Origin of the sequence: Pseudomonas sp., assembly GCF_017744435.1 — a bacterium.
Classification (GTDB): Bacteria; Pseudomonadota; Gammaproteobacteria; order Pseudomonadales; family Pseudomonadaceae; genus Aquipseudomonas.
This window is the reverse complement of sequence record NZ_JAGIBG010000003.1, coordinates 127,699-148,074: the sequence shown is the minus strand read 5'-3', so window position 1 is coordinate 148,074 and position 20,376 is coordinate 127,699. Positions and strand designations below refer to the sequence as shown.

Annotated in this window: 18 protein-coding genes; 10 read left to right on the top strand and 8 right to left on the bottom strand. The window is 63.7% G+C overall.

The window, feature by feature from the left end:
- Positions 1–29: 29 nt before the first annotated feature.
- The 3 genes from nfuA to J7573_RS03775 all read right to left on the bottom strand — a co-directional run bounded on the left by nfuA (position 30) and on the right by J7573_RS03775 (position 4,113).
- Entirely contained in the window at positions 30–614 is a 585-nt protein-coding gene (gene nfuA / locus J7573_RS03785) for a Fe-S biogenesis protein NfuA (protein ID WP_027919855.1), read from the bottom strand.
- Positions 615–672: 58 nt separating this feature from the next.
- Positions 673–1,707: an acyltransferase gene (locus tag J7573_RS03780; RefSeq protein WP_294325808.1), complete on the bottom strand. Its 1,035-nt coding sequence runs from the start codon at positions 1,705–1,707 to the stop codon at positions 673–675.
- 105 nt (positions 1,708–1,812) lie between these two features.
- Positions 1,813–4,113 carry a fatty acid cis/trans isomerase gene (locus J7573_RS03775; RefSeq protein ID WP_294325967.1) on the bottom strand — a complete coding sequence of 767 codons (2,301 nt, stop codon included), beginning with the start codon at positions 4,111–4,113 and terminating at the stop codon, positions 1,813–1,815.
- Positions 4,114–4,302: 189 nt separating this feature from the next.
- Between J7573_RS03775 and metH the strand changes: the two genes are divergently transcribed.
- Both metH and J7573_RS03765 read left to right on the top strand, forming a co-directional pair.
- Complete coding sequence (gene metH / locus J7573_RS03770) at positions 4,303–8,010, top strand: methionine synthase (RefSeq protein ID WP_294325806.1); 3,708 nt, start codon at positions 4,303–4,305, stop codon at positions 8,008–8,010.
- Between the two features lie 186 nt (positions 8,011–8,196).
- Positions 8,197–8,415 carry a DUF2970 domain-containing protein gene (locus J7573_RS03765; protein ID WP_103448030.1) on the top strand — a complete coding sequence of 73 codons (219 nt, stop codon included), beginning with the start codon at positions 8,197–8,199 and terminating at the stop codon, positions 8,413–8,415.
- Positions 8,416–8,692: 277 nt separating this feature from the next.
- Here J7573_RS03765 and J7573_RS03760 read toward each other — a convergent pair whose 3' ends face one another.
- Positions 8,693–9,769: an ABC transporter substrate-binding protein gene (locus tag J7573_RS03760; RefSeq protein ID WP_294325805.1), complete on the bottom strand. Its 1,077-nt coding sequence runs from the start codon at positions 9,767–9,769 to the stop codon at positions 8,693–8,695.
- A gap of 214 nt (positions 9,770–9,983) precedes the next feature.
- Between J7573_RS03760 and J7573_RS03755 the strand changes: the two genes are divergently transcribed.
- The 3 genes from J7573_RS03755 to dkgB all read left to right on the top strand — a co-directional run bounded on the left by J7573_RS03755 (position 9,984) and on the right by dkgB (position 13,152).
- The gene (locus tag J7573_RS03755) at positions 9,984–11,636 is read left to right on the top strand and encodes a nitrite/sulfite reductase (protein WP_294325803.1); all 1,653 of its coding nucleotides are present in this window, start codon (positions 9,984–9,986) and stop codon (positions 11,634–11,636) included.
- Positions 11,620–12,114, top strand: coding sequence for a DUF934 domain-containing protein (locus tag J7573_RS03750; RefSeq protein ID WP_159409794.1), 495 nt, complete (start codon positions 11,620–11,622; stop codon positions 12,112–12,114). Before J7573_RS03755 ends, J7573_RS03750 begins: the two co-directional genes overlap by 17 nt.
- Positions 12,115–12,348: 234 nt before the next feature.
- Positions 12,349–13,152 carry a 2,5-didehydrogluconate reductase DkgB gene (gene dkgB / locus J7573_RS03745; protein ID WP_294325800.1) on the top strand — a complete coding sequence of 268 codons (804 nt, stop codon included), beginning with the start codon at positions 12,349–12,351 and terminating at the stop codon, positions 13,150–13,152.
- Between the two features lie 43 nt (positions 13,153–13,195).
- Here dkgB and J7573_RS03740 read toward each other — a convergent pair whose 3' ends face one another.
- Entirely contained in the window at positions 13,196–13,669 is a 474-nt protein-coding gene (locus J7573_RS03740) for a sn-glycerol-3-phosphate transporter (RefSeq protein ID WP_294325797.1), read from the bottom strand.
- 80 nt (positions 13,670–13,749) lie between these two features.
- Between J7573_RS03740 and J7573_RS03735 the strand changes: the two genes are divergently transcribed.
- Both J7573_RS03735 and J7573_RS03730 read left to right on the top strand, forming a co-directional pair.
- Entirely contained in the window at positions 13,750–14,889 is a 1,140-nt protein-coding gene (locus tag J7573_RS03735) for an alpha/beta hydrolase (RefSeq protein ID WP_294325795.1), read from the top strand.
- 150 nt (positions 14,890–15,039) lie between these two features.
- Entirely contained in the window at positions 15,040–15,504 is a 465-nt protein-coding gene (locus tag J7573_RS03730) for a nuclear transport factor 2 family protein (RefSeq protein ID WP_294325794.1), read from the top strand.
- Here the strand turns inward: J7573_RS03730 and J7573_RS03725 are convergent, their stop codons facing one another.
- Together J7573_RS03725 and J7573_RS03720 are read right to left on the bottom strand one after the other, a co-directional pair.
- On the bottom strand, positions 15,505–16,860 hold the full coding sequence (locus J7573_RS03725) for an ATP-binding protein (protein WP_294325792.1): 1,356 nt from the start codon (positions 16,858–16,860) through the stop codon (positions 15,505–15,507).
- Complete coding sequence (locus J7573_RS03720) at positions 16,857–17,567, bottom strand: response regulator transcription factor (RefSeq protein WP_294325790.1); 711 nt, start codon at positions 17,565–17,567, stop codon at positions 16,857–16,859. Before J7573_RS03720 ends, J7573_RS03725 begins: the two co-directional genes overlap by 4 nt.
- 167 nt (positions 17,568–17,734) lie before the next feature.
- On the opposite strand from J7573_RS03720, the gene J7573_RS03715 reads away from it, so the two are divergent.
- Both J7573_RS03715 and J7573_RS03710 read left to right on the top strand, forming a co-directional pair.
- Complete coding sequence (locus J7573_RS03715) at positions 17,735–18,514, top strand: VacJ family lipoprotein (protein ID WP_294325788.1); 780 nt, start codon at positions 17,735–17,737, stop codon at positions 18,512–18,514.
- Positions 18,507–18,743 carry a hypothetical protein gene (locus J7573_RS03710; protein ID WP_294325786.1) on the top strand — a complete coding sequence of 79 codons (237 nt, stop codon included), beginning with the start codon at positions 18,507–18,509 and terminating at the stop codon, positions 18,741–18,743. Before J7573_RS03715 ends, J7573_RS03710 begins: the two co-directional genes overlap by 8 nt.
- A gap of 9 nt (positions 18,744–18,752) precedes the next feature.
- Here the strand turns inward: J7573_RS03710 and J7573_RS03705 are convergent, their stop codons facing one another.
- A complete protein-coding gene (locus J7573_RS03705) occupies positions 18,753–19,040 on the bottom strand; it encodes a DUF3303 family protein (protein ID WP_294325785.1) in 288 nt (95 codons plus the stop codon).
- A gap of 280 nt (positions 19,041–19,320) precedes the next feature.
- On the opposite strand from J7573_RS03705, the gene J7573_RS03700 reads away from it, so the two are divergent.
- Positions 19,321–20,370 (top strand): NAD(P)-dependent alcohol dehydrogenase, encoded by a 1,050-nt coding sequence (locus J7573_RS03700; RefSeq protein WP_294325782.1) that lies wholly within the window; start codon positions 19,321–19,323, stop codon positions 20,368–20,370.
- Positions 20,371–20,376 lie beyond the last annotated feature (6 nt).

The following is a 20,376-nucleotide window of genomic DNA, read 5'->3' as shown; positions in this document are numbered from 1 at the left end:
CTTTGTTGCTAGGCCTTGACCAGGAAAGATCAGTAGTAGGCGTTCTCTTTCTGGGTGTGGTCAGTCACGTCACGCACACCCTTGAGCTCCGGAATGCGCTCGAGCAGGGTGCGCTCGATGCCTTCCTTGAGGGTCACGTCGGCCTGGCCGCAGCCCTGGCAGCCGCCACCGAACTGCAGCACTGCGATGCCGTCGTCGACCACGTCCACCAGGCTCACCTGACCGCCGTGGCTGGCCAGGCCCGGGTTGATCTCGGTCTGCAGGTAGTAGTTGATACGCTCGTTGATCGGGCTGTCTTCGTTGACCATCGGCACCTTGGCGTTCGGCGCCTTGATGGTCAGCTGGCCACCCATGCGGTCGGTGGCGTAGTCGACCAGCGCATCTTCCAGGAACGGCACGCTGACCGCATCGAGGTAGGCGGTGAAACTCTTCAGGCCGACCGGCTCGTCGTCGGGCTTCTCTTCGCCCGGCTTGCAGTAGGCGATGCAGGTCTCGGCGTACTGGGTGCCCGGCTGGGTGATGAAAATACGGATGCCAATGCCAGGCGTGTTCTGCTTGGAGAGCAGATCGGCCAGGTAATCATGGGCGGCGTCAGTAATGGTTATAGCGCTCATGGAAGTTCCTCACAGACTTGCGGCCAAGTGTACGCCAACCTGGCCTTTGTACAAAGTCCTAGTATTTGACTCGGGAAAGCGCAAATTCCTGAGTTTGCTCCCGTGGCGCCGCCAGCCAGGCCTGCATCCGCCGGTACAGGCCGCGCTCCAGCCACTGATAGCTGAACCACGACATTAGTCCAATGGACGGCACGCACACGGCGAATACCAGGTACGGGTTCAGGTGCAGGCGCTGGCTGGCGAACCAGCCGGCATACAGCACCAGCACGTGGATCAGGTACACCGAGTAGGAGCAGTCACCCAGTGCCTTGAGCAAGCGGTTTCCCTTGAAGTACGGCTCCAGGGCGATGAACGCCAGCACGATCATGGCGCTTGGCACGCCCCAGTGCAGCAGGCGTTGCGAAGCGTCCAGGTGATAGATCGCGTAGCCCGCCACGCCCAGCACCGCCAGTGGCAGCCACAGGCCTTGGCGGATCAGGCCGCGGCGCTGGATCACGCCCAGGCCGATGCCCAGCAGGAACTCATAGATGATGTCGTTGCTGTAGAAGCGGCTGAGCACGCCCATGCGGACGAGCACTTCACTGACCAGCAGCAACGCAGCCGTCACCAGCAGCAGGTGGTGGCGCTGGCGCACCAGGAAGGCCAGGCCGAACAACAGGTAGAAGAACATCTCGAAATTCAGCGTCCAGCCCACGTTCAGTGTCGGGTACAAACCGTAACCGCCGGGGTTTTCCGCCGGGATGAACAGTAGCGACAGCAGCAGGTGATGCCAGTTGAAGGCCTGGTGCGGCATCCACTGGCTGAACGCCAGCAGCAGCGCCGCCATCAGCGCGGTGTAGAACCAGTAGGCGGGGACGATGCGCAGGGCCCGATTGAGCAGGAACTGGCGCGGTTCGATGGGTTTGTCGCGGGTCGACAGGTAGATCACCAGCCCGCTGATGACGAAGAAGATGTCGACGCCTACGGCGCCGCGGTCGGTGAGCAGCTGGCCAATGGGGCCGGTGGCATGGAAGTCGAAGAAGATCTGCATGAAGTGGTGGCAGACCACCACCCAGGCGGCGAACGCCCGCAGTGCCTGAAGCGAATACAGCATGGAATACCTGCGATTGCCGGTGCATTGAGGCCCGGAGGCTATAACAGCCCCCGGGCCACCTACCGATTCCGACCGCAGCGTATTCGGAAAGGTCAGCCCACCCGATCAGAGGTTCTCGTAGCGGTTCATGTCCAGCACCCCGTCCTCCACCGGATCGGTTTCCTTGATGTAGCTGCTGAGGTCATGGAAGTAGCGCCAGAACTGCGGGTGGCTGCGGCGCACGCCCCAGCGCATGACGATGCGCTCGAACTTCGCCGGGTCATCCTTGGCGTACTCCATGTCCTCGACGAACTCCGGCACATCCTTGGCCGGGATGTTGAAGATGAAGTTCGGGTAGCTGCTGAGCACGCCCGGGTACAGGGTCAGGGTGTCCAGCCCCGGCTGGTAGCGGTACGCCTCACCGAGCAGGAACGCCACGTTGCTGTGCGCGCGGTTGCGCAGCAGGCTGTAGACCTGCCGCTGGCCGCCCTCGCCTTCGATGCGCAGCATGGTCGCCTCGGGCAGCTGGCCGATCACCTTCAGGCCGGCGGCCGGGCGCGACACCAGGCGACTGAGCGACTGCTCGACGTTGCGGAATTCCTCGCTCATCTGCGGCCGCGAGCAATAGGCGCCGGTGCAGCGGTTGATCGGGTCCGGCGCGGCGTTCAGGCTACCGGTGCGTTGCAGCAGTTTCAGGCCGAAGTCGCGCTTGGGGTCGCGTGGGTCGAGCTTGATGCCGCTTGGCGTGTCGGTATCGATGTCTTCGTAGTCCAGCCACATCTTCACCTTGCCGCTGTTCTGGTACCAGCTGCCGAGGATCTTGCCACGCTGGTCGGCCGGCATCAGGCGCAGGAAGTTGACCTCGGCGCCGTTGCGGATAAGGTCGAAGTACAGGCGCGTCTGCAACTGGTGCGAGACGTTGCCGTACACATCGAAGTTGACCGCCAACTGGTAATAGGTTCGCTCGAACAGCGGGTAGTCGAACAGCCACACGGTCAGCGGCACGTCGCCAATCAGGCCTTTTGTCACCGAAGCGCTGTCGAAGTGGCGGAAAATACTCAGCAGTGCGTTGTCGTTACCGGCCCACAGGGTTGCCCAGCCCGGCGCCGGCATTTCGGCATAGGCCTCGCGGCGCAGTTTTTCGTAATCGTTGCGCTTGTCACGGTAGGCATGCCACAGGTTCAGCACGCTGCCGACGTCATCGATCTGCCCCGGCATGGCCAGCAGCGGCGTGGCTTCGCCGCGGTACTTGGCATCGGTGATGTAGCGGTCATGGGCCGGTTCCTGGAACAGCGCCCAGAAATTGTCGCGGATCACATCGGTGGCGATCTGCCCGCGGCACACCGGCCCCCGAATGAAGGTGCGCACGAAGTACTCGGCGTTATCCAGCATGAACTGGTAGCGCGCCACCGCCGGGATCGCCTCGAAGGTTTCGAACGGGTTGGCCCGGTGGCGTGGGCCGTAGCCCGGCAGCGCGCTGGCATGCCAGTCGCCGGCGTAGAACAGCTGCTTCACGCGCTTGAGCTTCTGCGGCCCCATCGGGTAGGTGATGTGGGTCTTGTGCACGATCACGCCCTGCACCGGGATCAGCCGGTAATAGAAGTCGGTGCCCGGCGGGTCGTTGGGGCGGCGCGTGGCGATGATGTCGACCGGCTTGCCGCTTGGCGTCCGCGAGCGTACCCACTGGAAGAAGTGGCCCTGCTCGCCGCCGACGAAGTAGATGTGCGCCAGGAACAGGTGCTCGTACAGCCAGCGGGCGACCAGCGCCTCGGTGGAACCCGGACGATTGAGCAGCTCTTCCCAGTCGGCGATCTGCCTGGCCTCGGCCGCACTGGGCTGGATCGGCTGGTACTCGACCGGCGCGCCGGCGGCCAGCCAGCGGCGCATCGTGTGGTATTCCTTGTCGGTCAGGCCAGTGACTGCCAGTGGCATGCCCTCCTTGGGGTGGGCGCCGGCATAGGCGTCGAACTCTTCGGGCAGCGGGCACATGTTGTTGCGGTTGAGCCCCAGGACAATCTCCTCGGGCAGCTTGGCGTTGGGCGTGAGCGGGGTCTTGTGCCCCAGTTCGAGCATGCGCGCCATCAGCGCCGCCTGGCTGCCCTGGTTGTCGAGCACCGAATAGAAGCCCTTCTTGCGCCATTCATCTTCACTGTGGGCGTCGTAGAACAACCGTGTAGGGGGCACGGCCTTGCTGCGTTCGCCCTGGTACACCGGCACCTTGGTGGCACCGCGCACCGCGCCTTCAGGGCTTTCCAGCTTGAGCTGGCAAGCGGCGTCGTTGCAGGCGTGGCAGGCCACGCATTTCTCGGTGAAGATCGGCTGGATGTCCCGGGTGTAGGAAATGGCCGGGCTCGATTGGGGGGCCTGTCCGAACGCCACGCTGCTGATGAGCAGAGCGAAGACGCTGACAAGGATACGATGCACCATGTGCGGAAAGTCCTGGTTTTTGAAAGCCATCACGATTTGCCTGGTCGTCCTTGGGTGCTCTGTTTGCATAACTTGCCTGACGCCCGCCCAACATGAACAGAATTCATGCAAATGGGCAATGCGCCTAAAAACCGCGCAGCTTTGTTATGATTCGGCACCTTCTGATATTTGCCCGACCAGGTAGTTCCTATGTCCGACCGCAGCGCTCGTCTTCAAGCACTCCAGCACGCACTCAAAGAGCGCATCCTGATCCTCGACGGCGGCATGGGTACTATGATCCAAAGCTACCGCCTCGAGGAACACGACTATCGTGGCACGCGCTTCGCCGATTGGCCAAGCGACGTGAAAGGCAACAACGACCTGCTGCTGCTCAGCCGCCCGGACGTGATCGCCGCGATCGAGAAAGCCTACCTGGATGCCGGTGCCGATATCCTCGAAACCAACACCTTCAACGCCACGCAGATCTCCCAGGCCGACTACGGCATGGAATCGCTGGTCTACGAGCTGAACGTCGAAGGTGCGCGCATCGCCCGCCAGGTGGCCGATGCCAAGACCCTGGAAACCCCGGACAAGCCGCGCTTCGTCGCTGGCGTGCTCGGCCCGACCAGCCGCACCTGCTCGATCTCCCCGGACGTCAACGACCCCGGCTACCGCAACGTCACCTTCGACGAGCTGGTGGAAAACTACATCGAGGCCACCCGCGGCCTGATCGAGGGCGGCGCCGACCTGCTGCTGATCGAGACCATCTTCGACACCCTCAACGCCAAGGCGGCGATCTTCGCCGTGCAACAGGTCTTCGAGGCCGATGGCATCGAACTGCCGATCATGATTTCTGGCACCATCACCGATGCCTCCGGCCGGACCCTGTCGGGCCAGACCACCGAAGCGTTCTGGAACTCGGTGCGCCACGCCAAGCCGATTTCCGTGGGCCTGAACTGTGCCCTCGGCGCCAAGGACCTGCGCCCGTACCTGGAAGAACTGGCGACCAAGGCCGACACCCACGTGTCCGCCCACCCCAACGCCGGCCTGCCGAATGCCTTCGGTGAATACGACGAAACCCCGGCCGAGATGGCGGCGGTGGTCGAGGAATTTGCCGCCAGCGGCTTCCTCAACATCATCGGCGGTTGCTGCGGCACCACCCCGGGCCACATCCAGGCCATCGCCGAAGCCGTGGCCAAGTACAAGCCGCGCGAGATCCCGGAAATCGCCAAGGCTTGCCGCCTGTCGGGCCTGGAGCCGTTCACCATCGACCGCCAGTCGCTGTTCGTCAACGTCGGCGAACGCACCAACATCACCGGCTCCGCCAAGTTCGCCCGGCTGATCCGTGAAGAAAACTACACCGAAGCCCTGGAAGTCGCCCTGCAGCAGGTCGAGGCCGGCGCCCAGGTGATCGACATCAACATGGACGAAGGGATGCTCGATTCCCAGGCCGCCATGGTCCGCTTCCTCAACCTGATCGCTGGTGAGCCGGACATCTCCCGCGTGCCGATCATGATCGACTCTTCCAAGTGGGAAGTGATCGAAGCGGGCCTGAAGTGCATCCAGGGCAAGGGCATCGTCAACTCGATCTCCATGAAGGAAGGCGTCGAGCAGTTCAAGCACCACGCCCGCCTGTGCAAGCGCTATGGCGCCGCCGTGGTGGTGATGGCCTTCGACGAGGTCGGCCAGGCCGACACCGCCGCGCGCAAGAAGGAAATCTGCCAGCGCAGCTACGACATCCTGGTCAATGAAGTGGGCTTCCCGCCGGAAGACATCATCTTCGACCCGAACATCTTCGCCGTCGCCACCGGCATCGAAGAGCACAACAACTACGCCGTCGATTTCATCGAGGCCTGTGCCTACATCCGCGATCACCTGCCCCACGCGCTGAGCTCGGGCGGCGTGTCCAACGTGTCGTTCTCGTTCCGCGGCAACAACCCGGTGCGCGAGGCGATCCACTCGGTCTTCCTCTACCATGCGATCCAGAACGGCCTGACCATGGGTATCGTCAACGCCGGCCAGCTGGAGATTTACGACGAGATCCCTGCCGCGCTGCGCGAGAAGGTCGAGGACGTGGTGCTCAACCGCACCCCGCACGGCACTGACGCCCTGCTGGCGATTGCCGACGACTACAAGGGCGGCGGCGCAACCAAGGAAGTGGAAAACGAAGAGTGGCGTTCGCTGCCCGTTGAAAAGCGCCTGGAGCACGCGCTGGTCAAGGGCATCACCGCCTTCATCGTCGAAGACACCGAAGAATGCCGCCAGCAGTGCGCACGCCCGATCGAAGTCATCGAAGGCCCGCTGATGAACGGCATGAACGTGGTCGGCGACCTGTTCGGCGCCGGCAAGATGTTCCTGCCGCAAGTGGTCAAGTCGGCCCGGGTGATGAAGCAGGCCGTGGCGCACCTGATCCCGTTCATCGAAGCCGAGAAAGGCGACAAGCCGGAAGCCAAGGGCAAGATCCTCATGGCCACGGTCAAGGGTGACGTGCACGACATCGGCAAGAACATCGTCGGCGTGGTACTGGGCTGCAACGGCTACGACATCGTCGACCTTGGCGTGATGGTGCCAGCCGAGAAGATCCTGCAGACCGCCCGCGAACAGAAGTGCGACATCATCGGCCTGTCCGGCCTGATCACCCCGTCGCTGGACGAGATGGTCCACGTCGCCCGCGAAATGCAGCGCCAGGACTTCCACCTGCCGCTGATGATCGGTGGTGCCACCACCTCCAAGGCACACACTGCGGTCAAGATCGAACCCAAGTACAGCAACGACGCCGTGGTCTACGTTACCGACGCTTCGCGTGCGGTGGGTGTGGCCACCCAGTTGCTGTCCAAGGAACTCAAGCCCGGCTTCGTCGAGAAGACCCGCCAGGACTACGTCGAAGTGCGCGAGCGCACCGCCAACCGCAGCGCCCGCACCGAGCGCCTGAGCTACGCCCAGGCCATCGCCGCCAAGCCACAGTACGACTGGGCCGGCTACCAGCCAGCAGTGCCCTCCTTCACCGGCGTCAAGGTGCTGGAAAACATCGACCTGCGCACCCTGGCCGAGTACATCGACTGGACCCCGTTCTTCATCTCCTGGGACCTGGCCGGCAAGTTCCCGCGCATCCTCACCGACGAAGTGGTCGGCGAAGCGGCCACCGCGTTGTACAAGGACGCCCGCGAGATGCTCGACAAGCTGATCGACGAGCAGCTGATCAGCGCCCGCGCGGTGTTCGGCTTCTGGCCGGCCAACCAGGTCGCCGATGACGACATCGAAGTCTACGGCGAAGACGGCCAGGCCCTGGCCACCCTGCACCACCTGCGCCAGCAGACCATCAAGCCCGATGGCAAGCCGAACCTGTCCCTGGCCGACTTCGTCGCGCCAAAGGCCAGTGGCGTCACCGACTACGTCGGCGGCTTCATCACCACCGCCGGCATCGGTGCCGAGGAAGTGGCCAAGGCTTACCAGGACAAGGGCGACGACTACAGCTCGATCATGGTCAAGGCCCTCGCCGATCGCCTGGCCGAGGCCTGTGCCGAGTGGCTGCACGAGCAGGTGCGCAAGGAGCACTGGGGCTATGCCCGCGACGAGCAGCTGGACAACGAGGCGCTGATCAAGGAGCAGTACAGCGGCATCCGCCCTGCCCCGGGCTACCCGGCCTGCCCTGACCACACTGAGAAGGAAACCCTGTTCCGCCTGCTCGATGGCACCGCCATCGGCGAAACCGGGCCGAGTGGCGTGTTCCTGACCGAGCACTTCGCGATGTTCCCGGCGGCGGCGGTCAGCGGCTGGTACTTCGCCCACCCGCAGGCGCAGTACTTTGCCGTGGGCAAGGTCGACAAGGACCAGATCGAGCGTTACAGCGCGCGCAAAGGGCAGGACATCAGCGTGAGCGAACGCTGGTTGGCGCCTAACCTCGGGTACGACAGCTAAGACCGCACTGGCTTCTTCGCGGCGGTTCGGCGCCCCGATGAGCCCGCTCCCACAGGGACCGCACCGTTCTTACGGCTTGCGCTGTACCTGTGGGAGCGGGCGTGCCCGCGAAGAGGCCGGCACAGGCAACCTCTCACCCATTGCCTACACTGTCCCTGATTGCCTCCGATACCCCAAGGAGCCACCATGGACGATTCCAGCCAGGGCAAGCCCCCAACCTTCTGGCAGATGCTGCACAGCATCCTCGCCGCCGCCTTCGGCGTGCAGAGCGGCAAGAACCGCGCCCGCGACTTCACCCACGGCAAAGCCAGCCACTTCATCGTGATGGGCACCCTGTTCACCCTGGTGTTCATCGCTGTGCTGATCGGCCTGGTGCAACTGGCCCTGCACCTCACGGCCCACTGAGCGCTCTACAAAAACGAAAACGCCTGCGGGTATCCCTCCCGCAGGCGTTCTGGCGGTATCACGGTCTTGAGTTTCAAGTCACTGGTGGCTGACCCAATAAACGGCAGTGACCACCACCAGGACGATCAGGCAGAGGATCGCCCAGGCATCGACACTGCTGTCAGCTTTGCGGACCTTGGTAGAGTTTCCCATTGCATTGCCTCTTGTAGTGGTTATGGGAATGCACTTCACCACCAGCAGTTAAGACGAGCAATGCCCTTCTCTCAAGCAAGGTCTTTCAATAGTCGACGGGTGACGTCAGAAACGGGTACTGGTAGCTCGGCGAACGCCCTTCGGCGCTGTAATGCTGAAAATCGACGCCGTAGTCGTCCCGTTCCAGCAGCTTCAGCCATCGCCGCGCCTTGGCCTGGTCGATCGACTGCAGCACCGGCAGCGTGTGCTCACGCTTGCCGTCGCGATTCACCTCCAGGCCCTGGGCATCGTCGTGCAGCATCACCATGGCCCAGCCACCCAGCGTGGAGTGCCCGCCCATCAGCACGCCCAGGCGCCCATCGATACGGGCGCGCAAGGCTTCCGGCGAACTGTTGACGGCGGCGAACACCACATCGCGCCCAGGCTTGCGCCCGGCCTGCTCGAACGCCTGCATCGCACCAAGGGCCATCTGGTCGTTGGCCGCCCACACCAGCCGGGTCTTCGGGTAGCGCTGCAGCAATTGCTGCGCCTGCTCGTAGGCGCGCTCACGGTTCCAGCCGCCGTACACCACCTGACGCAGGCGCACCTGGGGAAAGTCGGCCAGTGCCCGGCGCATGCCCGCTTCTCGCAATTGTGAAGCCGGAGTGGTCTTGACTCCGGCAAAAGCCACCAGGTCGATCGGCTCATTGTCACGCGGCAGCAAGGCGACCATCTCGTGCAACATCCGAAAGCCCGCCTGCTCGTCATTGGCAGTCAAGGTGCCGAGTATCTGCCCGTACCGGTCGGGCTGGGCCTGGATGCTTCTGGCCTGGGTCGCGGTGAGGCCGTTGTTGACCAGGAACAGCTTGACCCCGGTGCCCTGGGATAGGCGGATGATCTCTGGCGCGACGTACTGCTCATTCACCAGCACCAGGTAGTCGGGCCGCTGCGGGCCCTTGAGAATCGCCCGCGCCTGGCTCATCGCCAGCGCAGCATCGCGCTCGCTGTACTCCACGCGCAGGGTCATGCCCAGCTCATCAGCGGCAGCCTGCATGAAACGCGAGTAGCTGGTCCAGAACGTCTCGTCCGACAGGCCAGGATTGAGAAACACCACCGAGGCGGCCTGAGCGGAGGCTGCCAGTGGCAGGCCCAGGCACAAGCTTTGGCAAAGCGCCTTGAGCATGCGGATACACCCGTTGAAACAAACCGCCGAGTATAAACCTGTCGCACGCAGGGGTAACAAATGGCAGTCAGTCTCACTTAGTTCTTTTGGTTCTTTTCATATGCAAAAACATCACTTTAGCGCATAAACCCAACCTGCTATCGTTCCCCGGCTCCGAACCGGAGTGCGCGGCCGTGCGCGCGAATAGCTGCATGCAGCCTGAGACAGGACTTTTATGTACGTATACGACGAGTACGATCAGCGGATCATCGAGGACCGCGTCAAGCAGTTTCGGGATCAGACCCGCCGCTACCTGGCCGGTGAGCTGAGCGAAGAAGAATTCCGCCCTCTGCGCCTGCAGAACGGCCTCTATATCCAACGTTTCGCGCCGATGCTGCGTGTCGCCGTGCCGTACGGCCAGCTGAACGCCAACCAGGTTCGCACCCTGGCCAAGATCGCCCGCGACTACGACAAGGGCTATGCCCACATTTCCACCCGCCAGAACGTGCAGTACAACTGGCCGGCACTGGAAGACATCCCGGACATCCTCGCCGAGCTGGCCACCGTGCAGATGCACGCGATCCAGACCAGCGGCAACTGCCTGCGCAACACCACCACCGACCAGTTCGCCGGTGTTGCCGCGGATGAACTGGTCGACCCGCGCCCATGGTGCGAAATTGTCCGCCAGTGGACCACCTTCCACCCGGAATTCGCCTACCTGCCGCGCAAGTTCAAGATTGCCATCAACGGCTCGAAGGAAGACCGCGCCGCCATCGAAGTGCACGACATCGGCCTGGAGCCGGTGCGCAATGCCGCTGGCGAGCTGGGCTTCCGCGTGCTGGTCGGTGGTGGCCTGGGCCGTACCCCGGTGGTCGGCTCGTTCATCAACGAGTTCCTGCCGTGGCAGGACCTGATCAGCTACCTCGACGCCATCCTGCGCGTGTACAACCGTTACGGTCGCCGTGACAACAAGTACAAGGCGCGGATCAAGATCCTGGTCAAGGCACTGACCCCGGAAGTGTTCGCCGAGAAGGTCGAGGCCGAAATGGCCCACCTGCGCGGCGGCAGCACCACCCTGACCGAAGCCGAAGTCCAGCGCGTCTCGCGCCACTTCGTCGACCCTGAGTACCTGGCCCTCGACAACGTCGACTACAGCGCCCAGGACGCCGAATTCCCAGGTTTCGCCCGCTGGCGCTCGCGCAACACCCGCGCCCACAAGCGCCCTGGCTACGTGGCTGTGACCCTGTCGCTCAAGCCGACCGGCGTTGCCCCTGGCGACCTGACCGACAAGCAGCTGGACGCCGTGGCGGACCTCGCCGAGCGCTACAGCTTCGGCTTCCTGCGCACCTCCCACGAGCAGAACATCATCCTCGCCGACGTCGAGCAGCGCCAGCTGCACGCGCTGTGGATGGAACTGCGCGAGGGCGGCTTCGCCACGCCGAACATCGGCCTGCTGACCGACATCATCTGCTGCCCGGGCGGTGACTACTGCTCGCTGGCCAACGCCAAGTCGATCCCGATCGCCGAATCCATCCAGCGCCGTTTCGACGACCTGGATTACCTGTTCGACATCGGCGAGATCGACCTGAACATCTCTGGCTGCATGAACGCCTGCGGCCACCACCACGTCGGCCACATCGGCATCCTCGGGGTGGACAAGAAGGGCGAGGAGTTCTACCAGGTATCGCTGGGCGGCAACGCCGCGCGCGACGCAAGCCTGGGCAAGATCCTCGGCCCGTCCTTTGCCCAGGATGACATGGCCGATGTGATCGAAAAGCTGATCGCCGTGTACGTCGAACAACGTACCGAGGAAGAGCGTTTCATCGACACCTACCAGCGTATCGGCATCGACCCCTTCAAGGAACGCGTCTATGCAGCGAATCATTAAGAACAACCAGATCGTCGACGAAACCTGGCACCTGCTGCCCAAGGACTTCTCGTTCGACGAGCTGAGCAACTGCGACGATTACATCGTCCCGCTGCAGATGTGGCGCGACCATGCCCACGTGCTCAAGGCCCGTGACGGCGGCCTGGGTGTGTGGCTGGACAGCGACCAGGAAGCGGAAGAAATCGGCGACGACGTGCAGCACTTCCAGGTCATCGCCCTGAACTTCCCGGCCTTCACCGACGGGCGCAGCTATTCGAATGCGCGCCTGCTGCGTGACCGCTACGGCTACAAGGGCGAGCTGCGCGCCATCGGCGACGTGCTGCGCGACCAGTTGTTCTTCATGGCCCGCTGCGGCTTCGACGCGTTCGCCATCCGTGCCGACAAGGACCCGGAAGACGCGCTGCAGAGCCTGAAGGACTTCTCGGTGACCTACCAGGGCGCCACCGACGAGCCGCTGCCGCTGTTCCGCCGCCGCTGATTGTCACCTGCAATGCCCGACGGCCCGCCTTTTGGCGGGCCGTTTCGTTTGCGTCATTGTTTTTACCTGAATCACGGTCGCCCCACCCATTCGTGACTCCAGGACAAATGACCTTGGCCCTGCCCGGTCTTAATCAATCCTCGGCAAACCCGCACACTGTTCCCATTCGAAGATCGAGCGATGCTGAGCGACTAGGCTCAGTCGGTTCGTCTTTCACTTACCAGGAGCAGATCCATGAGCATCCCACCCTTCGGCCTCGGCACCTTCCGCCTGACCGGCCAAACTGTCATCGATTCAGTCAAGTCGGCCCTGGAACTGGGCTACCGGGTCATCGACACCGCACAGATCTACCAGAACGAAGCCGAGGTCGGCCAGGCCATCGCCGAGAGCGGCGTGCCACGCGGCAAGCTGTTCATCACCACCAAGGTCTGGGTTGATAACTACGCCGCGGACAAGCTGATCCCGAGCCTGCGCGACAGCCTGCAGAAACTGCGCACCGACCATGTCGACCTGCTGCTGATCCACTGGCCGGCCCCGGGCAACGGCGTTGAACTGGCCGAATACATGAGAGCCTTGGCTGAGGCCAAGAAGCTGGGCCTGACCCGTCAGATTGGCGTGTCCAACTTCAACATCGAACTGACCCGCCAGGCCATCGCCGTGGTCGGCAAAGGCGAAATCGCCACCAACCAGATCGAGCTCAGCCCGTACCTGCAGAACAGCAAACTGACGGCGTTCCTCAAGGAGCAGGGCATCACCGTCACTTCCTACATGACCCTGGCCTATGGCAAGGTCCTGAAAGACCCGGTACTGACCGAGATTGCCAACAAGCACAAGGCCACGGTCGCCCAGGTTGCCTTGGCCTGGGCCCTGCAACTGGGTTACGCAGTGATCCCGTCTTCGACCAAGCGTGAGAACCTGGCCAGCAACCTGCTTGCCCAGAGCCTGCGCCTGGATGCCGATGACATGGCGCGCATTGCCACGCTCGAACGCAATGGCCGCGAAGTCAGCCCGGCAAACCTGGCACCGGCCTGGGACTGAGGCATTGGCACCGGGGGCTGCCTTGCAGCCCCCTTGCTCCCCTTCAGAACCTCAGTCCTACGTTGATCATCCCCGCCGCCCCTCCCAGCACCACGAACTCGGCCCCCACCGGCCCCCAATGCACGCCGAACGACGGAATGATCACCGGCGCAACGCCGAAATGGTTCAACGGGATCTTGTCGTCATACTCGCCCTTGTAGCCTTCGATCAACCCCGCGCTCAGCTTGGCATACACGGGATAGCGCTCGTGCTCCCAGACCTTGCCCAGGTAGGCGTAGTAGGAGCGCTGGGAGAACGAGTTCTTGAAAGTCGCCGCGCCCCACAGCAGGCCGTCGGTGTAGATGCGCTCGATGCCGATCAGTTCCTGGTGGTTGTTGTGCTCCGGGTCGTGGGTCCAGTGCTTGGTATAGGCACTGGTCTGTACGTACCAATAATCCCCCTCGCGCTCGCCTTCTTCGGCAATTACGGCCAGACTCACTGCCAGCAGCCCGATCGCTGCAATTGACGTCCTGTTCATGCTCGATGCCTCGCTGGACAATCCAGTGACACTAGCCGGGCCAGCCCGATAGCGCCATAGGAACAGTCCAGGGAGGAATGATGCCGATACGCCGTTTGCTGGTGGCTATGGTACTGGTGGTACTGGCCCTGCTGGTCACTGCGCTGTTCGCCTTGCGTATCACCGCAATTGCCGATGTCCAGCTGGAGCCGTGGCACACCTACGTGCCGGACAAGATGCCGGCCAGCGACATCGACCACGCCAGCTGGGGCGACTACCTCGCTGCCGAGCAACGCGTGTTCAACCAGGTCAACCGGGAAATGCGCGAGCAGCTGGTCAACGAGCAGCCGTCCGCCTACAACCGCTTCGTGGCCAGCAGCCGGGTGTTTCCGGGCAATCTCAGCCATGACTGGAACCGCTCCTATATCGCCGAACCCAGGCAGACCGCCAAGGGCTCGGTGGTGCTGCTGCACGGCTTGACCGACTCGCCGTACAGCCTGCGCCACTTCGCCCGGCACTTTCAGGACCTGGGCTATGTGGTGTTCGCCCCGCGCCTGCCCGGGCATGGCACGGTCCCGGCCGGCCTCACCGCTGCCCACTGGGAGGACTGGATGGCCGTCACCCGCCTGGCCGTGCGCGAAGCGACCCGCCGCACCCCCGCAGGCAGCCCGTTGTACATCGTCGGCTTCTCCAATGGCGGCGCACTGGCTGTCAAATACAGCCTCGACGCGCTGGAAGACCCGCACCTGGCCAGGCCCACCCATCTGGTGCTGATCTCGCCCATGATCGGCGTCAGCCGCTACGCCCGCTTTGCCGGCTCGCTGGGTATCGACGACATGCTCAGGCCGTCGGTGGCGGCCCTGCGCGACAGGATGTTCACACCCCAGGCCCGCCCCTATGCGCGGACCTTGATTGCGACCCGAGGCCCGGGCAGTGCGCAGCTCAAGTCGACACGCTTCGCGGCCCTGGCAACCACGGCTGACGAGCAGATGCTGGATGCGGTGTATCCGCCCAGCCTGATCTCGCTGTCCCATGTGGCACTGCCATTCCCCATCGACGATTCACTGTATGGGCAACACCCTGATGACCAGGAAAATTACGGGGTGAACCTGGGCAACGTGAACATGCGCGGGGAGCGTGGGGCGCTGATCGTGGATGCGGGGAACTTTTCGCGGGCGACTTCGAATCCGTTTTTCAGGGTGATGCTGGGAGGGCTGGATGAGGAATTGCGGTTGCGTTAAGGGACTGACTTCAGGCTAGCGTCGCCTATGTGGTCGAGCGCCGACCACTATTCCACCAAGCGCAACAATGAAATGCCAACCGCACGGATTCTCGGCCAAGCCAGCGAGTACTACGCTACTCCCTGCCAACCACTCCCGAGGAGCCACCCGATGTCCCGCCCTCCACTGCCCCCGTTCACCCGTGAAACCGCCATCCAGAAGGTCCGCCTCGCCGAAGACGGCTGGAACAGCCGCGACGCTGCCAAAGTGGCACTGGCCTACACCGTCGATACCGCCTGGCGCAACCGCGTCGAATTCCCCCGTGGCCGCGCCGAGGTCGAAGCGTTTCTGACCCGCAAGTGGAACCACGAACTGGAATACCGCCTGATCAAAGAGCTGTGGGCCTTCACCGGTAACCGCATCGCCGTGCGCTATGCCTACGAATACCACGACGACAGCGGCCAGTGGTTCCGTGCCTATGGCAACGAGAACTGGGAATTCGCCGAAGATGGCCTGATGCAAAACCGCTTTTCCAGCATCAATGAACACCCTATCAGCGAAGCGGAGCGCAAGTTCCATTGGCCGCTGGGCCGGCGCCCGGATGATCATCCGGGCTTGAGCGACCTGGGGCTCTGATCAGCCCACGGGCAAGCTGACCTTGACCTCCAGCCCGCCCCCCAGGCGATTGGCCAGGGTCACGCTGCCGCCTTGCTCCAACACGATCGCGCGCACCGCCGGCAAGCCGAGCCCGACACCACCGGTGTCGCGATTGCGCGAACCCTCGATGCGGAAAAAGGGCGCGAACACACTCTCCTGCAATTCAGGCGCGATGCCCGGCCCGCGATCCAGCACGGTGATTTCCAGTTGCTCGGCAGTGACCACCAGCCGCATCTCAGGCGCCAGGCCATACTTGACGGCGTTATCGACCAGGTTCACCAGTACCCGCTTGATGCCCACCGGCCGCCCGACGTAGACGCAGCGCCGCGGCGCATCGAGGGCAACCTTGATACCGGCGTCCTTGAAGTCGTCCACCACCGTTTGCAGCATCTCGGCCAGGTCGAACGCCGTGGTCTGCTCAAGCCGCGCATCGTCGCGGAAGAACTCCAGTGCGGCATCCACCATCGCCTGCATTTCATCGACATCCTTGAACAGCTTGGCTTGCAGTTCAGCGTCCTCGATGAACTCGCCGCGCAGGCGCATGCGCGTCAATGGCGCGCGCAGGTCGTGGGAAATCGCCGCCAGCATCTGCGTGCGATCATTCACGAAGTGCTTGAGCTGCGCCTGGGTGGCATTGAAGGCGAGAATGGCCTGGCGCAGGTCATGGGGGCCGACCACCGGGATCGGCGGGGCATTGAAATCCTTGCCAAATCGCCGAGCACCTTCGGCGAAGCGTTCCAGCGGACGGGCCAGATAGCGTGTGGCGAACAGCGCGACCACCAGGCTGGAAAGCAGCATCAAGGTAAGGATGATCAGGTTGCGTGGCAGTTCGTCCAGGCCCCAGCTGCGGTCCGTGGCGCGGTACAGCACCCAGCTCTTGTCACTCAATTCGATCATCAGCGCGTAGCCGCGCGCCGGTTCGTACTCCAGCAGGTCGGACGGCTCGAAGGCCTGGATCCGCGCATCAGGCCGCTTCAACAAGGCACGCAGGGTTGGCGTGCCCTTGCGAAACTCGGCATCGACCAGCTCAGGCACACCGGCTTGGTCATGGCTGCGCAGCCACTGCACGGAGTAAGAGCCATCCCCAGCCGCGCTGGCAATGCTGGCGCGCTGCGCCACGGGCGCGGAATCCAGGATGCGGGTGACGGTGGCGACCTTCTCGATCACCCCGCTTTCCAGCAACGGTGGCTGCGCCCACACGCTCAGCAACAGGCTGAACAGTCCTTTGAGCAGCAGCAGGATGAACATCGCCGTCAGGGTGGTCAGGGCAATCCAGCGGGCGATGGTGATGCGTGGCCGCGGCAGGGCCTTGCGCAGCTTGGCCAACAGGCTCATCGCCGGACCACGGTGGCAGTGAACAGGTAACCGACATTGCGCAGAGTGCGGATCAGCGGTTCGGTGCCCGCTTCGCTCTCCAGCTTGCGCCGCAGCCGACTGACCTGCACGTCGATGCTGCGGTCATAGGCCTCATAGGACTCCCCTCGGGCCAGATCGAGCAACTGCTGGCGGCTGAGCACTCGCCGGGGATGCTCGGCGAACACCAGCAGCAGCTCGAATTCACCGTTGGAAAGCGGGATCATCACCTGCTCCGGCGAACGCAGCTCACGCCGCACCACATCCAGTTGCCAGCCGGAAAACTCCAGCAGCGTGCGCGGGTTGTCAGCCGCGCCGTCCGCTGCTTCGCCTGCCCGGCGCAACACCGCCCGCACCCGCGCCAGCAGTTCGCGGGCAGCGAATGGCTTGGTCAGGTAATCGTCGGCGCCCAGTTCCAGGCCGACCACGCGATCGCTCAGCTCGGCCATGGCCGTGAGCATGATCACCGCTACCTTGTGCTCGGCACGCAGTCGTTGGCAAAGCACCAGGCCACTGTCGCCCGGCAGCATCACGTCGAGAATGACCAGGTCCGGCACCCGCCGCTCCAAGGCTTGCCAAAGCCCTTTGCCATCGCGGGCCACATCGACCTCGTAGCCATGCTGGCGGAGAAACTTCTGCAGCAGATCGAGTACTTCGACATCATCGTCGACAATCAGCAAATGGCTCAAAACAGGCACCGAAAACAAAGGCAATTACCGTGTACTGTAAGGCCATCACCGGGTTGCCGTCATATATTTCAACCCGGAAACAAAGTGTCAGGCACGAGATAATCCGGACATTCCCAGGCAATCAATCCCCCGCAGCATCGGCGCCACTTCTTCACAGGAATGTGCCCATGCCTACCCCTTCCGCTGCCTGGTTATCTGCCCGCAACACGGTCCTGGCCTTGTCCCTGCTCGCCGCCAGCGGCTGCAGCCAGCGCCCGCCGGCCACTGCCTGCGGACCGGTCGCCTACCAACTCAGCGACCCGGCCGAACCTGCCAACCGCGCCGTGTTCGCCTTCAACCGCAGCGCCGACGACTACGTGCTGGCGCCGGTCGCCCGCGGCTATACCGCCTTGCCGAACTTCGCCCAGCAAGGCGTACACAACTTTGCCGCCAACTTCGGTGAGCCAAAGGTGTTCGTCAACGACCTGCTGCAAGGCAACGGCGAGCGGGCGATGACCAGCCTGAGCCGCTTCATCTTCAACACCACCCTTGGCGTGGCCGGCCTGATCGATGTGTCCGGCAAGATGGGGCTAGCCCGCCATGAGTCGGACTTCGGCCAGACCTTCGGCGTGTGGAACATCGCCGATGGCCCGATCGTCGAGTTGCCGCTGCTGGGCTCGCACAACCTGCGCGATGCGACTGGCCGAGTACTGGGCCTGGCACTGGACCCGTTCGGCGACAACAGCGATACGGTCGAAACCCTGGGCACCGTGGCCCTGGCCGGCGGCATGGTGGATGGCCGGGCGCAGGCGTTACCGGTGACCGACAAACTGCGCACTCAGCCGGATTACTACCAGGCCGTGCGCGATTTCACCGCGCAACAGCGCGCCAACCGGGTGGTCGAGGGCCAGCTCGGCGCGCCCGGCAAGCGCCCGGGCCAGTGCCAGGGAGGGCCTGCCGGTGAATGATGCGGTGTCACTGTTCCGCCGCGTGGAGTGCGGGACCGAGCAACCGGTGCTGTTGCACGAGCTCGAAGCCCGCGTCTCGGAGGATGGGCGCGAGCTGATTGTCAGCCGTTATCGGGAACGTTACGGCAACGGTGGCGATGCCCAGCGTCACGAGGTGCATCGCCGCGTACCGATCGCTACGCTGTTGAAGTGGATGGCCAGGGAAGGCACAACACCCCAGCCATCCTGATGACGTTGCTCAGCGGGTCATCTTGCTCACTGCGGCCACCAGTATCGGAGCCAGCTCTGTATCGGTCATCGCCGGGCTGACCTGCATGTGCGCCAGGTCACTCCAGTCCATCGTCCAGTGCAATACCGGCTGCAGGTCATTGCTTTCGACCACGGCAAAACCCTGCAGCTCGCCTACCGCATGCCAACGGCCATGGACCTTGAGCTCGGCGGGCGGCTTGCCGCCGGTCTCGGCGAAGCGGGCCATGACGGCGTTGCGGTTTTCCGGGGCAATGCTCCATTGAATGATGAAAAGCATATGGCACCTCCCAGTTGCTCGGCACCTGTGCCAGACACCCGCCCCGGGGGCGCCGGGGCCTGGGGCGGGTGAATGCGCCATGTTTAGGCATAGCAGGATGAACAACCGATTGCCTGACTGATTATCGGAATCTGTACCGGCCTCTTCGCGGCGGTTCGGCGCGAAGAGGCCGGTACAGGCAACTGCAGAATCAGGCAATCCGTCGGCCGGATCGAGTTACCCCTGAGCGGAAGCGGTCGGACATGCTGCACACCCTGCCCCCGCACACGAGGACTCTCCCATGCACGTGATTGCCTATGGTGCCCACGCCAGCGACCAGCCCCTTGAACCCATCCGCATCACCCGCCGCGCCCCAGGTGCCGAGGATGTGCAGATCGCCATCGACTACTGCGGTATCTGCCATTCCGACCTGCACCAGGTGCGCTCCGAGTGGGAGGGCACCCAGTTCCCCTGCGTTCCAGGCCACGAAATCGTTGGCCGGGTCACGGCCGTCGGCGCCCAGGTCTTCGGCTTCAAGCCCGGCGACCTGGTCGGCGTGGGCTGCATTGTCGACAGCTGCAAGCACTGCGCCGACTGCGACGCAGGCCTTGAGAACTACTGCAACGGCATGATCGGCACCTACAACTTCCCCACGCCAGACGAACCGGGCTGGACCCTCGGCGGCTACTCGCAGCAGATCGTGGTACACCAGCGTTACGTCCTGCGCGTGCGCCATCCGCAAGCCCAGCTGGCGGCGGTGGCCCCACTGCTGTGCGCCGGCATCACCACCTATTCGCCCCTGCGCCACTGGGGCGCCGGGCCGGGCAAGAAAGTCGGCGTGGTCGGCATCGGCGGGCTTGGCCACATGGGGATCAAGCTGGCCCATGCCATGGGCGCGCACGTGGTCGCCTTCACCACCTCCGAGTCCAAGCGCGAAGCGGCATTGGCGCTGGGCGCCGATGAAGTCGTGGTATCACGCGATGCCGAGGCGATGGCAAGGCACCAGCTGTCGTTCGACTTCATCCTCAACACCGTGGCAGCGCCCCACGAACTGGATGCCTTCCTTGTCCTGCTCAAACGCGACGGCACCCTCGGCCTGGTCGGCGCGCCCGCCACGGCGCACCCCTCGCCGAACGTGTTCAACCTGATCATGAAGCGCCGGGCGATTGCCGGGTCGATGATCGGCGGCATCGCCGAAACCCAGGAAATGCTCGACTTCTGTGCCGAGCATGGGATCGTCGCCGAAATCGAGCTGATCCGCGCCGACCAGATCAACCACAGCTACGAGCGCATGCTCAAGGGCGATGTGAAGTACCGCTTCGTGATCGACAACGCCACCCTGGCCGACTGAATGTCC